Source organism: Enterobacter cloacae complex sp. S2, assembly GCF_015159675.1.
In the GTDB taxonomy this organism is placed as follows: Bacteria; Pseudomonadota; Gammaproteobacteria; order Enterobacterales; family Enterobacteriaceae; genus Enterobacter; species Enterobacter intestinihominis.
The window spans coordinates 80,657-95,440 of sequence record NZ_JADDTS010000019.1; the positions used below are offsets into that span (position 1 = coordinate 80,657).

Below are 14,784 nucleotides of genomic sequence, written 5' to 3' on the forward strand. Positions count from 1 at the left end.
GGAGTCCTGTTAACTCATAGCCAGAAGTTGGTTAGCCTTGCCTGCGTTTTCATCGACGCTGCTGATGATTTTCATCTGCATTTCGAAGCGGCGGGCGCTGGCGATCATGTCGGTCATGGCTTCGACCGGTTTGACGTTACTGCCTTCCAGCACGCCGGACATCACGCGGATGGTCGGGTCGGCCTGTAACGTGGCGCCACGCGTGGCCTGCGCCGCCTGGGTCAGACGGAACATCCCGTCATCACCACGCTGCACTTCGTTGCCTTCCGCTTTCACCAGCTTCAGACGACCGACAGGCGCAACGGTGTTCGCCGGGTCGCCCGGATTCAACGCCGAGATCGTCCCGTCTGCCGCAATGGTCAGCTCTGACCCTTCCGGCACCGTCAGCGGACCGGCTTCGCCCATCACCGGATGCCCCTGAATCGTCAACTGTCCGGTGGCGCTCACCTGAATGTTACCGTTGCGGGTATACCCTTCTGCGCCGTCAGCCGTTTGCACCGCCAGCCAGCCGTCCTGCTGAAGGGCAACGTCCAGCGGACGCGCGGTGTAATCCATCTGGCCTGGCGTCATGTCGGCGCCCGGCGTGGAGGCGGTGACCAGCGTACGCGTGGGCAATGACAGCCCTTCTACCGGCACCGCACGCAGCGCGTTGAGCTGTGCACGAAAACCAGGCGTGGAGGCGTTCGCCAGGTTGCTGGCGGTAACAGCCTGCTGATTGAGCGTCTGGCTTGCAGCCCCCATCGCTGTATATATTGCGTGATCCATTGCGCTTTCCCGTCAGCCGCTTAACGCAGGTTAACCAGCGTGTTGAGGATCTGATCCTGGGTTTTGATGGTCTGCGCGTTGGACTGGTAGTTACGTTGCGCGACAATCATGTTCACCAGCTCTTTACTCAGATCGACGTTGGAGGCTTCCAGCGCGCCGTTGGTCAGCGTGCCGAAGTTACCGGAACCCGCGGTACCCAACAGGGCAACACCGGAAGACTGCGTGGCAGACCAGACGTTATCCCCTTCGGACTTCAGGCCTTCGTTGTTGGCAAAGTTTGCCAGCACGATCTGGCCCAGCACCTGGGTCTGTTCGTTGGAGTAGTTACCGACAACGGTGCCGTCATCGTTGATCTGGTAGCTCACCAGATCGCCCGGCTTATAGCCGTTCTGGCTCGTCGCCACGATGTTGTTCGCACCGGTGTTCTGCTGCATGGAGTTCGCGAAACTCATTTTGAAGGTTGCCGCCGTTGCACCAGTGATCTCCCCGGTCTTGATATCGACTTCCCCACCGCCGGTCAACACACCGCTCTCATTAAAGACCAATGTGGTTGCCAGTTTCGCTGCATCTCCCGCTACGCTGCCGTCCTGCGAATACACCTTCCAGGAGTTAGCTGGAGTAGCGTCTTTGACATAGAACAGGTTCATGTTGTGCGCATTACCCTGGCTGTCAAACACCGTCACGGTGCCTTTCTTGTTGTAAGAGTCAGGGTTGGCCGGGTCGAATGCGACGGTTGGCGCGGTATCGGTGGAGTTCAGGTTGATCTGCTGAGAGGCCGTGGTGGTGGACTTCGCCGCCATCAGTGTCGTTGGGATGGTGATCGCCTGCGGATTCGCACCGGTTTGCACCGTCGGCGGCGTGCCGGCAACCGGATAACCGGTTAACTGTAGCCCCTGCATGTTCACCAGGTTACGGTTTTCATCCAGCTTAAACTGGCCGTTGCGGCTGTAGAACACGGAACCGTTGGCATCCACCATACGGAAGAAACCGTTCTGGCTGATGGCGACATCCAGACCACGACCGGTGTTGGTGGTCGTCCCGTCAGTGAAGTCCTGGGTGATACCCGCAACCTTCACGCCCAGGCCCACTTTAGAGCCTGCAAACATATCTGCAAAAGACGCAGAACCGGATTTAAAACCATAGGTCGCGGAGTTGGCGATGTTGTTGCCAATGACGTCCAGGTTGGTGGCCGCAGCATTCAGGCCGCTGACCGCTTGAGAAAAGGCCATGACTTACTCCTGATAAGTATGAAGGCTTAGATAATCTGCCGAACTTCGTCGAGTGTGGTGGTACCGGAGGTACCCAAATCCAGTTTGTTGCCATCGCTACCTTTGATGACGCCCTGAACCAGGGCAAACTGTAGCGGCTGAGCCACCAGCTGCGTGGTGCCGTTGCTGGCGCTAATCGCAACCTGATACGAGCCGTTAGGCGCTTTAGTGCCGTCGGTCAGGCTGCCATCCCAGGTAAAGGTATGAACGCCCGCTTTAAGCTCGCCAATCTCAATCGTGCGCACCACGTTGCCGCTGGCGTCTTTGATGGTGGCGGTGACTTTGTCGGCTGGCTGCTGCAACTCAACGCCAAACGGCGTCGTGGTGGTGGTGGACGTGCCATCGGTGGTGCTGGTGCCCGCCAGAATCGTGGTCCCCGGGATCATCACCCCGTGACCGATCAGGTTGGCGGCCTGCAAGGACTGGCTGTTATCGATTTGACCGGAGACCGAGCCGAGCGTGGTGTTCAGTTTCTCAATGCCGCTGACGGTACTGATCTGCGCAAGCTGCGTGGTCAGTTCGTTATTCTGCATCGGATTGGTCGGGTCCTGATTTTTCAGCTGTGCCACCAGCAGGGTCAGAAAGCTGCTCTGTAAATCGGAGGCATTGCTCCCGGTGAGGGAGCTGGAACCGGTTGCACTACTGGTGCTGTTGACGCCGGTATTTGTCGGGTCATTCACGTTTACGGCGATGGACATGCGTGTCTCCTTTACTGGCCGAGAGTGAGTGTTTTGAGCATCATGCTCTTCACGGTATTAAGCACTTCGACGTTTGCCTGGTAGCTGCGTGACGCGGACATGGAGTTCACCATCTCCCCGACCACATCCACGTTCGGCATTTTCACGTAGCCGCTGGCATCCGCGAGCGGGTTGCCTGGCTCGTAAACCAGCTTGTCGGGCGCCTGGCTCTCAACCACGTCCGCCACTTTCACGCCGCCCGTTGCCGCACCCGGTGCAGCATCAACCTGGAAGACGACCTGTTTAGCGCGATACGGTTGTCCGTCAGGTCCTGTCACGCTGTCGGCGTTGGCCAGGTTACTGGCTGCCACGCTCAGTCGTTTGGACTGCGCCGTTAATGCCGAACCGGCGATATCAAAAATATTCAGCAAGGCCATTTACTAATTGCCCCCCTGCAGGACGGTCATCATGCCTTTGATTTGCCCGCCGAGTAGCGTCAGGCCTGTCTGGTATTGCAGGCTGTTATCGGCAAACTGTGTGCGCTCCCGGTCCATGTCGACGGTATTGCCGTCAAGCGAGGGCTGATCGGGGACACGATAAAGTAAGTCAGTTGTTGGCGCGGTCATCGCCTGAGCGGGAATATGCCGTGAGGATGTCAGGGCAAGTGAGACACCCGTCCCTTCGGCACGTCCACGCTCCATCACTTTTTTGAGTTCACTGGAAAAATCAATATCGCGCGCCTGATACCCGGGGGTGTCCGCGTTGGCGATATTGGCGGCTAAAATTTCCTGCCGCTGGGCGCGTAAGTTGAGCGCTTCCTGCTGAAAACGTAACGCGGCGTCGAGTTTATCGAGCATGTCTCCTCCGCTGATGAGAAAATTTCAGTTCACAGCTTAAATCTCACCCCGTCTCCCCTATCGACGGAATAAGCGCAAAATGCGTCGCTATTTGTTGCGTTGATGGAAAACCACTGCGGGTAGAATTTGCTTAATTCTGGACATGGTGGAACGTGCGATGCGGACTTTTAAACGTGGCCTTGCGGCGACCCTGCTGCTTTTGAGCCCTCTTGTGCAGGCTGAGGGGTTAGAGAACCAGCTCAATGCATTCTTTGCGCAGAAGCTGGCCGGTTTCAGCGATGACGTACGCGTGACCGTACGCACCCCGCCTAACCTTTACCCTTCCTGCGAAGCCCCGTCATTTAGCGTGACCGGCAGCACCCGATTATGGGGCAACGTGAATGTGCTGGCGCGTTGCGCCAACGAAAAACGTTATTTACAGGTTGCGGTTCAGGCGACAGGCAATTATGTTGTCGCCGCCGTTCCCATTCCCCGGGGCAGCCTGCTGCAACCAGACAGCGTAACGCTGAAGCGAGGCCGTCTGGATCAGCTTCCACCGCGGACGATGCTGGATATTAACCAGGCTCAGGAGGCAGTCAGCCTGCGCGATGTCGCCCCTGGACAGGCGATACAGCTCTCTATGCTGCGCCAGGCGTGGCGGGTGAAGGCGGGACAACAGGTGATGGTGGTCGCCAATGGCGAAGGCTTTAGTATCAACAGTGAAGGAAAAGCGCTGAATAATGCCGCAGTAGCACAAAATGCCCGGGTCAGAATGTCCTCAGGCCAGGTGGTCAGCGGCACGGTCGGTCCTGATGGGAATATTCTGATTAACCTGTAATCTTTTTAAAGATTTCGCGGCGACTGCCGATAAATATTCAACAAATGATGATGTCAGGCGCAAACGCCGCGAACCCTCGATGAGGACAACACTATGAGCATTGATCGTACATCAGCCCTGAAGCCGGTTAGCACTGTACAACCTCGCGAAACGAATGAGGCTGCCCCGCAAAAAACGCGTCTGGAAAAAACCTCGACGGCTAACAGCACCAGCGTCACGCTGAGCGATGCGCAGTCGAAGCTGATGCAGCCAGGCAGCAGCGATATCAACATGGAACGAGTTGAAGCGCTGAAAACGGCTATCCGTAACGGCGAACTGAAAATGGATACCAGCAAAATCGCTGATGCGCTGATTCAGGACGCACAGAGTTTCCTCCAGAGTAACTAACCGTATGAGTCGACTGTCAGAAATACTGGATCAGATGACGGTGGTCCTGAACGACCTGAAAACGGTGATGGACGCAGAACAGCACCACCTCTCTTCTGGTCAAATCAACGGCAGCGCGTTGCAACGCATTACTGAAGATAAAAGCTCGCTGCTGGCGACCCTGGATTATCTGGAAAAACAGCGACGCGCTGAGCAAGACACGAAACGCAGCGCCAATGATGAGATCAACGAACGCTGGCAGACCATTACAGAAAAAACCCAGCATCTTCGCGATCTCAACCAGCATAACGGCTGGCTGCTGGAAGGTCAGATTATCCGTAATCAGCAGGCGCTTGAGGTGTTAAAGCCCTATAAAGAGCCGGGGCTGTACGGTGCGGATGGTCAAACGGCCACGGCACGTATCACGGGCGGGAAAAAGATTTCGATTTGACGCACTAGCGGCATGTCATGAAGCGGGGAGCACCTTCTGGTGACTCCCCTTTTGGCGTTTATACCGTGCGGCGGGTAAACTCTTTCACCTTGAAGCCAAGCACCGCCAGCGTGGCAAAGTACGCCACCACCCCGACCACCACCACGGCCATCAGACGCATCAGGCGGTAAGGCATGGTGCCCTGCGCCCATTCAGGCATGACATACAACATGCCAACCAGCGCGGCCGCCATCACTACTACCGCGATCGCCAGACGCAGCAGGAAGCTTGCCCAGCCCGGCTGCGGGGTGAAGATATCCTGCTTACGCAGCTGCCAGTACAGCAGCCCGGCGTTGAGACAGGCCGCCAGACCAATCGACAGTGACAGACCCGCGTGTTTCAGCGGACCAATAAACGCCAGGTTCATCAGCTGCGTCATGATCAGCGTCACAATGGCAATCTTAACCGGCGTTTTGATGTCCTGACGTGAATAGAAGCCGGGCGCAAGCACCTTCACGACAATCAGCCCCATCAGCCCCACCGAGTAGGCTACGAGCGCACGCTGGGTCATGGAGGCATCAAAGGCGGTGAATTTTCCATACTGGAACAACGACACCGTCAGCGGTTTCGCCAGGATCCCCAGCGCCACCGCGCTTGGCAGCGCCAGCAGAAAACAGAGACGCAGACCCCAGTCCATCAGGCGGCAGTATTCATCGTGGTTGCCGCTGGCGAAACTTTTCGACAGCGACGGCAGCAGAATAGTCCCCAGCGCCACGCCCAGCACCCCGGATGGAAACTCCATCAGCCGGTCGGCGTAGTACATCCAGGACACCGAGCCCGACACCAGGAAAGAGGCGAAGATGGTATTGATGATGAGCGAGATCTGGCTGACGGACACGCCGAGTATTGCCGGTCCCATCTGTTTGATAACGCGCATTGCGCCCGCATCTTTGAAATTAATGCGCGGCAGAACCAGCATGCCGATCTTTTTCAGGTGCGGAAGCTGGTAAGCAAGCTGTAACACCCCGCCGACGGTCACGGCCCAGGCCAACGCCAGCACCGGTGGGTTAAAATGCGGCGCGGCGAACAGCGCAAAGCCAATCATGCTGACGTTAAGGAACGTGGGGGCAAAGGCCGGCACGGAGAAGCGGTTCCAGGTATTCAGGATGGCACCCACCAGCGACGCCAGCGAAATCAGCAGAATATAGGGGAAGGTTATCCGCAGCAGTTGCGTCGTCAGGGCAAATTTATCCGCCGTGTCGGCAAAGCCCGGCGCCGTTACCATGATTACCCAGGGCGCTGCCAGCATCCCCAGTACGGTCACGATCGCCAGCGCCAGCGTCAGTAAACCGGAAACGTAAGCCACAAAGACGCGGGTGGCATCTTCGCCCTGCTTGCTTTTATATTCCGCGAGGATCGGGACAAATGCCTGTGAGAAAGCCCCTTCGGCAAAAATACGGCGCAGCAGGTTCGGCAGCTTGAACGCAACGAAAAAGGCGTCAGTCGCCATCCCTGCGCCAAAAACCCTTGCCACAATGGCATCGCGAGCAAAGCCAAGCACGCGGGAAAACATGGTCATCGAGCTGACGGCCGCCAGCGATTTTAATAAGTTCATTAACGTGAAGTTCCACAACCCTACGGATTTCCAGGACGGATAAGCGAAAGCGCCACCCGGCAAAGCCAACAAGCGGCGCTTAGTCTAACCGGATTTCAACGAATTACTATCGGCAGATGTTACAGCGAGTTATTCCGACATCGCTTCGCGCCAGAGTCGTTCCACGATGCGCTGCGCCAGAATGGCCTGCTCCCCGGACGTTTCAGGAACCGTCTGATTCTGCACGCAGGTAATGAAGTGACGCGCGCAGCCCACAAAGCCACGCTGCTCCAGGGTGCTCTGCCAGCCGGGAACGGGTAACGCGAGCACGCCATTGCCCTTCTCTTCCCGCCACTCTCGCATATCGGTGACGTCATACAGCGCGCCATCCGTAACGGCCTGCACGGACTCGCGTTGGCTGCCCGCACGACGATGCATGCTGGTCGTCACCTGTAAATGCTCAACGGCAAAATGATGTTCGGCGTAAACCATTTCACCCTGCTCGTTGGTCAGCAGCGTGCCGCTTTGCAGCTGGGCTTTTCCGTTACTCAGCCACAGGGCCGTATCCACGACGTGGAGATAATCATCCAGCAGCGTGAACCGCAGATCGTTCGGCCCTACGCTGTCGGTACGGTGCTTATCCATACGCAGAGAGGCAAACGAGCCGGACTGCGCTTTAAGCTGCTGATAGAGCGGCGCAAAACGGCGGTTGAAGCCGACCATCAGCGTCAGCTTTTTACGCGCGGCCAGCTCAATCAGTCGTTCAGCATCCTGCACATTTTCCGCCAGCGGCTTATCAACGCAGACGTGAACGCCTGCGTTCAGCAACTCGCTCACCACCTGGAAGTGCGTCGCGGTTGAGGTATGCACAAATACCGCATCACATTCACGGGCTAAATCCTGGAGTGAGCCAGCATAAGGGATGCGCCAGGTTTTGCAGATGCGCTCTGCTTTCTCGCGGGTGGGCGACCACGCCCCTTGCAGCGTCCAGTCTGACGCGGCGCCTAAAACGGGCAGCCATGCTTTTTGCGCAATCCCGCCCAGCCCCACCACTCCAATGCGTAATGTAGTCACGGTTAATCTCCCAGGTGTGCGAGTAAAGCATCCAGACGCTGCTTCAGCCCGGCAACCTCGTCTTCCAGGGCTGCCACGCGCGCGGTCAGGCTGTCGTTTGATGCTGGCGTGTCGGATTCGACGGCCAGCGTAGAGGACTCCACGTCGCCGCTAAACAGGTGCATGTAGCGGCTTTCACGCTTGCCCGGCTCGCGGGCCAGACGCACCACGTAAGGACCGTCCTCGCGTGAGGCTAATCCCTCCAGCGTCTGTTCAACGTCCTGCATATCCTGAAACTCATGCATGCGGGAGGCGCGTGTTCGCAGTTCACCCGGCGTCTGCGCCCCGCGCAGCAGCAGCGTGGTGATAACCGCCACTTCTGCGGCGCTGAGTTTTAAATCGCCAAATTCGGAATTACAAAAGCGCTGTTCATATTTAGTGACGCGATTACCGAAGCCGCTGACGGTGCGCAGGTAGTGGCGCTTCACCAGCTCATCAAGGATATCCTGCACCTCGTGCTCGCCAAGGTTCATCACCGGCTCACGGTTCGTCTTTTGGTTGCAGGCCATCGTGACGGCATTCACGGAAAGAGGATACTGTTCCGGCGTCGTAACCTGCTTTTCCAGCAGGCAGCCAATCACGCGCGCTTCGGCGCCATTTAACTGATATTTCATCTTTTCTCCTTAACGACCCGCGGTCCACTCCTGCGTGGTGAGCGCGGTGAGGACATGGTCCCGCCACTCGCCGTCAATCAGCAGATAATCTTTGGCATAGCCCTCTTTCTCAAACCCCAGGCGGGCCAGCAGATCGCCGCTGCGCTTATTGTGCGGCATGTAGTTCGCCATAATGCGATGGATATGTTGCGTACGCTGCATGTAGCGAATCGCCGCCGTCAGCGCCTCAAACATGAGCCCCTGCCCCTGCCATTTCTGGCCGATGGAATACCCGAGATAGCAGGCGTGAAACGACCCGCGTACTACGTTTGAAAAATTGGCAATGCCAACGATCTCTTTCTCTTCCGGATCGAGAAGCGCGAAATAAAACGCACTTCCCTGTTTGTGAAATTCCGCAATCATACTGAGGCGCGCCTGCCAGCCAGAGGGGTAGCAATGGCTCTCGTCCCGAACGGGTTCCCAGGGTTTTAAAAACTGGCGATTCTCGGCGTAATAATCCGCCAGACGCCAGGCATCACGCTCATGCACCAGACGAACGACCAGCCTGTCCGTCGTCAGACGCACTTTTGGCACATTACTGCGATAGCCAAACATCGATACCACTCCTTCCCGTCGCTTCTGCTCTGCCTGTTAGCTTTACTATACCTGCGCCTGTGCCTTCTGTGAAAACAGTGACATACCATTTTTATCGCTTTTCACATTTTTCGATGAGAACTCTCTATCAAAGCACCTTTTTGATAAAAAAATATTGTCGCCAGCAGGTATGTGAAAAAGCGCGGCGACACCGCAGAATATTAGCGTGCTCACCTTTTATTTTCCCTGGAGGGAAAATGTCCCGCGTATCACAGGCCAGGAGCCTGGGTAAATATTTCCTGCTCGTCGATAACATGCTGGTCGTGCTCGGCTTTTTTGTCGTTTTTCCACTTATATCGATTCGTTTTGTCGATCAAATGGGCTGGGCGGCGCTGATGGTCGGGATCGCGCTGGGCTTACGCCAGTTTGTACAACAGGGTCTTGGCGTTTTTGGCGGGGCAATAGCCGACCGCTTTGGTGCGAAACCGATGATCGTCACCGGCATGCTGTTACGTGCGGCGGGATTCGCCACGATGGCAATCGCTCATGACCCCTGGCTGCTGTGGTTCTCCTGTTTCCTTTCCGGGATTGGCGGCACCCTTTTCGACCCACCGCGTACCGCGCTGGTAGTCAAGCTGATCCGCCCACAACACCGGGGTCGTTTCTTCTCAATTTTGATGATGCAGGACAGCGCTGGCGCGGTGGTGGGTGCCCTGCTGGGAAGCTGGCTGCTGCAATACGATTTCCGCCTGGTCTGCGCCACCGGCGCGGTGCTGTTTATTCTCTGCGCGCTGTTTAACGGTCTGTTTCTGCCTGCATGGAAGCTGTCGACGGTAAAAGCGCCGGTGCGGGAAGGGCTTGACCGCGTGCTGAGCGATAAACGCTTCGTCACCTATGTTTTAACGTTGACCGGCTACTACATGCTCGCCGTGCAGGTCATGCTGATGCTGCCGATTATGGTTAACGATATTGCCGGCACGCCGGCGGCGGTAAAATGGATGTATGCCATTGAGGCCTGCCTTTCTCTGACTCTGCTCTATCCGATTGCCCGGTGGAGCGAGCGCCGTTTCCGGCTTGAGCACCGTCTGATGGCCGGGCTGTTGCTGATGACGCTGAGCATGATGCCCATCGGCCTGGTGAACTCACTCCAGCAGCTGTTTATGCTGATTTGCACCTTCTATATTGGCTCAATCATTGCCGAGCCGGCCCGTGAAACCCTGAGCGCGTCACTTGCCGACGCCCGGGCCCGTGGCAGCTACATGGGCTTCAGCCGTCTCGGACTGGCGCTTGGCGGCGCGCTGGGTTACACCGGTGGCGGCTGGCTGTTTGATGCCGGAAAAGCGCTCCATCAGCCGGAGCTGCCGTGGGTCATGCTCGGTATGGTCGGCTTTATGACGCTGATTGCCCTCTGGTGGCAGTTCAGTGATAAACGCAGCACCCGCGGGATGCTGGAGCCTGGCGCCTGACCTTCTGGGGGAGGATATTTACCTCCCTTCACTATCAGTTTTTTCTGCTGGTTTCTCCAGGATCACCCTGACATACTGGCGTATCAGGACAGATGCGCCGATTTTATGTTGAGGAACACCATGAAAAAGATCGTTATTGCCGCTGCGTTAATTGTCAGTGGGCTGCTGGTGGGATGTAACCAGCTTACGCAGTACACCGTCAGTGAGCAGGAAATTAATCAGGCGCTGGAAAAACATAATAACTTTTCAAAAGATATCGGCGTGCCCGGCCTTGCGGATGCACATATCGTCCTGACGAATCTCGCCAGCCAGATTGGACGCGAGGAGCCTAACAAAGTCACCCTGTCCGGCGATGCCAGCCTGGACATGACCTCGCTCTTCGGCAATCAGAAAGCGGATATCAAACTGAAGCTCAAGGCGCTGCCGGTCTTTAATAAAGAGAAAGGGGCAATTTTCCTGCAAGAGATGGAAATCGTCGATGCGGTCATCACGCCGGATAAAATGAAACCGGTGCTGCAAACGCTGATGCCTTATCTCAACCAGTCGTTACAGAACTATTTCAACCAGCAGCCCGCCTACGTTCTGAGCGAAGACAAGAGTAAGGGCGAATCTCTGGCGAAAAAATATGCCAAAGGGATAGAGGTGAAACCGGGTGAAATCATCATTCCTTTCACCGACTAAATACTCCGGGCGCTCAGGCGCCCGTTTTTTTTAACGGAATAGTGTGCAAACGAAAACGTTTCCGCTTATGATTTGTGTCCGGCAAAAACAGCCATCTTATGACTGATCCCTTTCAAGCCGGAGCTTCCATGACTGTACAATCCCAGGTTCTCAAAATCCGCCGCCCAGACGACTGGCATATCCATCTTCGTGATGGCGACATGCTGAAAACCGTCGTGCCGTATACCAGCGAAATTTATGGCCGTGCGATTGTTATGCCTAACCTGGTTCCGCCAGTCACCACCGTCGAGGCCGCGATCGCCTATCGCCAGCGTATCCTTGACGCCGTTCCGGCCGGGCACGATTTTACTCCGTTGATGACCTGCTATCTGACGGACTCGCTGGACCCCAATGAGGTTGAGCGTGGGTTTAACGAGGGTGTGTTCACCGCCGCGAAGCTCTACCCGGCAAACGCCACCACCAACTCCAGCCATGGGGTGACGAGCATCGACGCCATCATGCCCGTTCTGGAGCGAATGCAAAAACTGGGAATGCCACTGCTGGTGCACGGGGAAGTGACCCACGCTGACATTGATATTTTCGATCGCGAAGCGCGTTTTATCGAAACGGTCATGGAGCCGCTGCGCCAGCGTCTTCCTGGGCTGAAGGTAGTGTTTGAACACATTACGACCAAAGATGCCGCAGAGTATGTCCGGGATGGAAACGAATTGATTGCCGCCACCATCACCCCGCAGCACCTGATGTTTAACCGTAACCACATGCTGGTGGGTGGCGTTCGCCCACATCTGTATTGTCTGCCGATCCTCAAGCGCAATATCCACCAGCAGGCGCTACGTGAGCTGGTCGCCAGCGGCTTCCCGCGTGCGTTCCTCGGCACGGATTCCGCCCCGCATGCCCGTCACCGAAAAGAGGCGAGCTGCGGCTGTGCAGGCTGCTTTAACGCCCCGACCGCCCTGGCAAGTTACGCAACCGTCTTTGACGAGATGAATGCGTTAGGCCATTTCGAAGCCTTCTGCTCCCTTAACGGCCCGCGTTTCTACGGTCTGCCGGTTAATGACACGTTCATTGAGCTGGAGCGCAAAGAAAGCCAGGTTGAAGCGTCGATTGCGCTCACCGACGATACGCTGATCCCCTTCCTGGCCGGTGAAACCGTAAGCTGGACGGTAAAAAAAAGCTAAAAAATTGTCATCCCCCTGTTGTCAAACCGCCAATATAACTGTATAAATAAACAGTATATTACACAGGGGGCATTTATGCGTATTGAAGTCACCATTGCCAAAACCACCGTCCTGCCTGCTGGCGCACTCGACGCTCTGGCGGGTGAGCTATCCCGACGTATTAACAGCACTTTTCCTGAAAACGATGGCGCCATAACGGTACGTTATGCGACAGCAAACCATCTTTCCGTCATTGGCGGCGCGAAAGAAGACAAAGACCGCATCAGCGAAATTTTGCAGGAAACATGGGAAAGCGCCGACGACTGGTTTATCACTGATTAAAATTTGCTCCCTCATTGTGTTTTTTTGCCGGGTCGCCCCGGCTTTTTTTCGTTTCGTCTCCTGAAAGTTCAAAATATTTCAGTATCTTCTTAGAAAATCGTGAACAAGATGACGTTTTATTGTTCGAACAATCCTAAAAAGCAGAAAAATGTGTTGCTACCCGTTTATTTTTTCCTGCGGAACCCTTATTAATTGATATACTGAAAAAGCTTTCAGAAAAACATGCATTGAACCTCAAAGTCGTTGTCTTCTAACACGCATTAAGGGGGTTATAATGGAAAAGAATAATGAAGTCATCCAGACCCATCCACTCGTTGGCTGGGATATCAGCACCGTAGACAGCTACGATGCGCTGATGCTGCGTTTGCACTACCAGACCCCGAATCAGCTAAACCGTGACGAAGCGGAAGTTGGACAGACGCTGTGGCTTACAACAGACGTCGCCCGTCAGTTTATTTCTATTTTGGAAGCAGGCATCGCAAAAATAGAATCTGGCGACTACCAGGAAAATGAGTATAAACGGCATTGACCTTATGCCCCTTTTCCCTCAACAGGCACCCTCGCGGTGCCTTATTTATTTCGCTCTTGTATAAGCCCACATAGTTAATTACTCTGCTAACAAAGCGTTAGTAAAGAGAAGCCTATGAAATACGATTTGATCATTATCGGAAGCGGCTCCGTTGGATCTGCAGCCGGTTATTACGCTACGCAGGCGGGTCTGAATGTGCTGATGATTGACGCCCACCTTCCCCCTCATTCTGAAGGAAGCCATCACGGCGATACCCGTCTTATCCGTCACGCTTACGGCGAAGGTGAGCGCTATGTACCGCTGGTGCTTCGGGCTCAGACGCTGTGGGATGAGCTGGCCGCACTCACCGAAGAACGCATTTTTGAGCGCACCGGGGTTATTAATCTGGGGCCCGCCAACTCCACGTTTCTGGCGACGGTCGAGGAGAGCGCGAAAGCCTACCGCCTGGACGTAGAGCGTCTGGATGCGAACGGCATTATGGCGCGCTGGCCGGAAATTTCTGTTCCTGAAGACTACATTGGATTGTTTGAAGCCAATTCCGGGGTACTGCACAGCGAAACGGCCATTAAGACCTGGATTGATCTCGCCGCCAAAGCGGGCTGCGCACAGTTGTTTAACTGTCCGGTCACGGGTATCACCCACCATGCCGGGGGTTCAACCGTCACCACGTCTGAAGGTGAATATACCGCCACGCGCCTGCTGGTGAGTGCAGGAACGTGGGTGACGAAACTGCTGCCGGATCTGCCCATCCAGCCGGTACGCAAAGTCTTCTCCTGGTTCCAGTCTGACGGGCGTTACAGCAGCCAGAACAAATTCCCGGCGTTCACGGGCGAGTTACCTAATGGCGACCAGTACTACGGTTTCCCCTCGGAAAAAGACGCGCTCAAGATTGGCAAACATAACGGCGGACAGGTCATTTCCTCTGCGGAAGAACGCAAGCCGTACGGAGCCTATCCGCAGGATGGTTCCGAAGCCTTCACGTTCCTGCGTAATATTCTGCCGGGCGTAGGCGGGTTGCTTTATGGCGCAGCGTGCACCTACGACAATACGCCAGATGAAGACTTCATCATCGACACCTTGCCTGGGCACGACAACACCCTGATCGTAACCGGGCTCAGCGGTCACGGGTTTAAATTTGCCTCTGTGTTAGGTGAAATCGCCGCCCAGTTTGCTCAGGGGATTGCGCCTTCGTTTGATCTCAAACCCTTCGCGCTCTCGCGCTTTAGCCGATAATACCGCTACAGGCTCCGAATAACCGGAGCCTGATTTGCGAGAGGATCATGATGCGCAGACTGGTGAATTACCTTATCAATAACATCCGCGAGCATTTCATGCTCTACATTGTCCTTTGGTCGCTGCTGGCGATTGTTGACGTCATCTTTATTGTATTCTTCTGAAAACCATCACTGACGTTTATTGACACTCCTTTAAACTTATTTAACTTATAGTTTTTATAAAAAGTCATCTCAAATTTATTGAACGAAGCGATTGAAATACATTGCGGAAACACATTCAAATTCGCTGAAATAAAATAA

19 protein-coding genes are annotated in these 14,784 nt (G+C 55.4%); 10 read left to right on the top strand and 9 right to left on the bottom strand.

Annotated elements, in window-relative coordinates; all coding sequences use genetic code 11:
• Positions 1-9 precede the first annotated feature (9 nt).
• The 5 genes from IPZ49_RS10530 to flgB are packed head-to-tail and all read right to left on the bottom strand — an operon-like array spanning position 10 to position 3,567.
• On the bottom strand, positions 10-765 hold the full coding sequence (locus tag IPZ49_RS10530) for a flagellar basal body rod protein FlgF (RefSeq protein ID WP_022647727.1): 756 nt from the start codon (positions 763-765) through the stop codon (positions 10-12).
• A 20-nt stretch (positions 766-785) separates the two neighbouring features.
• The gene (gene flgE, locus IPZ49_RS10535; protein WP_022647726.1) at positions 786-1,994 is read right to left on the bottom strand and encodes a flagellar hook protein FlgE; all 1,209 of its coding nucleotides are present in this window, start codon (positions 1,992-1,994) and stop codon (positions 786-788) included.
• Positions 1,995-2,020: 26 nt separating this feature from the next.
• Entirely contained in the window at positions 2,021-2,731 is a 711-nt protein-coding gene (gene flgD / locus IPZ49_RS10540) for a flagellar hook assembly protein FlgD (RefSeq protein WP_003857994.1), read from the bottom strand.
• 11 nt (positions 2,732-2,742) lie between these two features.
• Positions 2,743-3,147 (bottom strand): flagellar basal body rod protein FlgC, encoded by a 405-nt coding sequence (gene flgC / locus IPZ49_RS10545; RefSeq protein ID WP_063146115.1) that lies wholly within the window; start codon positions 3,145-3,147, stop codon positions 2,743-2,745.
• A 3-nt stretch (positions 3,148-3,150) separates the two neighbouring features.
• Entirely contained in the window at positions 3,151-3,567 is a 417-nt protein-coding gene (gene flgB / locus IPZ49_RS10550; RefSeq protein WP_045622629.1) for a flagellar basal body rod protein FlgB, read from the bottom strand.
• 157 nt (positions 3,568-3,724) lie between these two features.
• On the opposite strand from flgB, the gene flgA reads away from it, so the two are divergent.
• The 3 genes from flgA to flgN all read left to right on the top strand — a co-directional run bounded on the left by flgA (position 3,725) and on the right by flgN (position 5,201).
• Positions 3,725-4,384 carry a flagellar basal body P-ring formation chaperone FlgA gene (gene flgA, locus IPZ49_RS10555; protein ID WP_022647723.1) on the top strand — a complete coding sequence of 220 codons (660 nt, stop codon included), beginning with the start codon at positions 3,725-3,727 and terminating at the stop codon, positions 4,382-4,384.
• A 93-nt stretch (positions 4,385-4,477) separates the two neighbouring features.
• The gene (flgM, locus tag IPZ49_RS10560; RefSeq protein WP_003858002.1) at positions 4,478-4,771 is read left to right on the top strand and encodes a flagellar biosynthesis anti-sigma factor FlgM; all 294 of its coding nucleotides are present in this window, start codon (positions 4,478-4,480) and stop codon (positions 4,769-4,771) included.
• 4 nt (positions 4,772-4,775) lie between these two features.
• Positions 4,776-5,201, top strand: a complete 426-nt coding sequence (gene flgN, locus IPZ49_RS10565; RefSeq protein ID WP_022647721.1) for a flagella biosynthesis chaperone FlgN — start codon at positions 4,776-4,778, stop codon at positions 5,199-5,201.
• A gap of 58 nt (positions 5,202-5,259) precedes the next feature.
• On the opposite strand, the gene murJ is transcribed toward flgN, so the two are convergent.
• From murJ to rimJ, 4 genes are all read right to left on the bottom strand, one after another.
• Positions 5,260-6,795, bottom strand: a complete 1,536-nt coding sequence (gene murJ, locus IPZ49_RS10570; RefSeq protein ID WP_063146116.1) for a murein biosynthesis integral membrane protein MurJ — start codon at positions 6,793-6,795, stop codon at positions 5,260-5,262.
• A gap of 129 nt (positions 6,796-6,924) precedes the next feature.
• Entirely contained in the window at positions 6,925-7,848 is a 924-nt protein-coding gene (locus IPZ49_RS10575; RefSeq protein WP_023305857.1) for a Gfo/Idh/MocA family protein, read from the bottom strand.
• A 2-nt stretch (positions 7,849-7,850) separates the two neighbouring features.
• Positions 7,851-8,501: a YceH family protein gene (locus tag IPZ49_RS10580; RefSeq protein WP_022647719.1), complete on the bottom strand. Its 651-nt coding sequence runs from the start codon at positions 8,499-8,501 to the stop codon at positions 7,851-7,853.
• Between the two features lie 9 nt (positions 8,502-8,510).
• Positions 8,511-9,095 (bottom strand): ribosomal protein S5-alanine N-acetyltransferase, encoded by a 585-nt coding sequence (gene rimJ, locus IPZ49_RS10585; protein ID WP_003858007.1) that lies wholly within the window; start codon positions 9,093-9,095, stop codon positions 8,511-8,513.
• A 236-nt stretch (positions 9,096-9,331) separates the two neighbouring features.
• On the opposite strand from rimJ, the gene mdtH reads away from it, so the two are divergent.
• The 7 genes from mdtH (at position 9,332) to IPZ49_RS10620 (ending at position 14,646) form a co-directional block, all read left to right on the top strand.
• Positions 9,332-10,540 (top strand): multidrug efflux MFS transporter MdtH, encoded by a 1,209-nt coding sequence (mdtH, locus tag IPZ49_RS10590; protein ID WP_063146117.1) that lies wholly within the window; start codon positions 9,332-9,334, stop codon positions 10,538-10,540.
• 120 nt (positions 10,541-10,660) lie between these two features.
• Positions 10,661-11,221, top strand: coding sequence for a lipoprotein (locus tag IPZ49_RS10595; RefSeq protein ID WP_022647717.1), 561 nt, complete (start codon positions 10,661-10,663; stop codon positions 11,219-11,221).
• Between the two features lie 128 nt (positions 11,222-11,349).
• Positions 11,350-12,399, top strand: a complete 1,050-nt coding sequence (gene pyrC, locus IPZ49_RS10600; protein ID WP_063146118.1) for a dihydroorotase — start codon at positions 11,350-11,352, stop codon at positions 12,397-12,399.
• Between the two features lie 75 nt (positions 12,400-12,474).
• Positions 12,475-12,720: a DNA damage-inducible protein I gene (gene dinI / locus IPZ49_RS10605; RefSeq protein WP_022647715.1), complete on the top strand. Its 246-nt coding sequence runs from the start codon at positions 12,475-12,477 to the stop codon at positions 12,718-12,720.
• A gap of 274 nt (positions 12,721-12,994) precedes the next feature.
• The gene (bssS, locus tag IPZ49_RS10610) at positions 12,995-13,249 is read left to right on the top strand and encodes a biofilm formation regulator BssS (RefSeq protein ID WP_023299782.1); all 255 of its coding nucleotides are present in this window, start codon (positions 12,995-12,997) and stop codon (positions 13,247-13,249) included.
• 114 nt (positions 13,250-13,363) lie between these two features.
• Positions 13,364-14,482, top strand: coding sequence for an N-methyl-L-tryptophan oxidase (solA, locus tag IPZ49_RS10615; RefSeq protein WP_063146119.1), 1,119 nt, complete (start codon positions 13,364-13,366; stop codon positions 14,480-14,482).
• Positions 14,483-14,532: 50 nt separating this feature from the next.
• The gene (locus tag IPZ49_RS10620; protein WP_022647713.1) at positions 14,533-14,646 is read left to right on the top strand and encodes a YceO family protein; all 114 of its coding nucleotides are present in this window, start codon (positions 14,533-14,535) and stop codon (positions 14,644-14,646) included.
• Positions 14,647-14,784 lie beyond the last annotated feature (138 nt).

What these genes read in the sequence shown, in the direction of transcription:
- dinI (WP_022647715.1), top strand. Translation starts at nt 12,475, where the DNA reads ATGCGTATTGAAGTCACCATTGCCAAAACCACCGTCCTGCCTGCTGGC.
- bssS (WP_023299782.1), top strand. Translation starts at nt 12,995, where the DNA reads ATGGAAAAGAATAATGAAGTCATCCAGACCCATCCACTCGTTGGCTGG.
- flgB (WP_045622629.1), bottom strand. Translation starts at nt 3,567, where the DNA reads ATGCTCGATAAACTCGACGCCGCGTTACGTTTTCAGCAGGAAGCGCTC.
- solA (WP_063146119.1), top strand. Translation starts at nt 13,364, where the DNA reads ATGAAATACGATTTGATCATTATCGGAAGCGGCTCCGTTGGATCTGCA.
- IPZ49_RS10530 (WP_022647727.1), bottom strand. Translation starts at nt 765, where the DNA reads ATGGATCACGCAATATATACAGCGATGGGGGCTGCAAGCCAGACGCTC.
- IPZ49_RS10620 (WP_022647713.1), top strand. Translation starts at nt 14,533, where the DNA reads ATGCGCAGACTGGTGAATTACCTTATCAATAACATCCGCGAGCATTTC.
- flgC (WP_063146115.1), bottom strand. Translation starts at nt 3,147, where the DNA reads ATGGCCTTGCTGAATATTTTTGATATCGCCGGTTCGGCATTAACGGCG.
- flgM (WP_003858002.1), top strand. Translation starts at nt 4,478, where the DNA reads ATGAGCATTGATCGTACATCAGCCCTGAAGCCGGTTAGCACTGTACAA.
- flgE (WP_022647726.1), bottom strand. Translation starts at nt 1,994, where the DNA reads ATGGCCTTTTCTCAAGCGGTCAGCGGCCTGAATGCTGCGGCCACCAAC.
- flgD (WP_003857994.1), bottom strand. Translation starts at nt 2,731, where the DNA reads ATGTCCATCGCCGTAAACGTGAATGACCCGACAAATACCGGCGTCAAC.
- IPZ49_RS10595 (WP_022647717.1), top strand. Translation starts at nt 10,661, where the DNA reads ATGAAAAAGATCGTTATTGCCGCTGCGTTAATTGTCAGTGGGCTGCTG.
- rimJ (WP_003858007.1), bottom strand. Translation starts at nt 9,095, where the DNA reads ATGTTTGGCTATCGCAGTAATGTGCCAAAAGTGCGTCTGACGACGGAC.
- flgA (WP_022647723.1), top strand. Translation starts at nt 3,725, where the DNA reads ATGCGGACTTTTAAACGTGGCCTTGCGGCGACCCTGCTGCTTTTGAGC.
- IPZ49_RS10580 (WP_022647719.1), bottom strand. Translation starts at nt 8,501, where the DNA reads ATGAAATATCAGTTAAATGGCGCCGAAGCGCGCGTGATTGGCTGCCTG.
- pyrC (WP_063146118.1), top strand. Translation starts at nt 11,350, where the DNA reads ATGACTGTACAATCCCAGGTTCTCAAAATCCGCCGCCCAGACGACTGG.
- mdtH (WP_063146117.1), top strand. Translation starts at nt 9,332, where the DNA reads ATGTCCCGCGTATCACAGGCCAGGAGCCTGGGTAAATATTTCCTGCTC.
- flgN (WP_022647721.1), top strand. Translation starts at nt 4,776, where the DNA reads ATGAGTCGACTGTCAGAAATACTGGATCAGATGACGGTGGTCCTGAAC.
- murJ (WP_063146116.1), bottom strand. Translation starts at nt 6,795, where the DNA reads ATGAACTTATTAAAATCGCTGGCGGCCGTCAGCTCGATGACCATGTTT.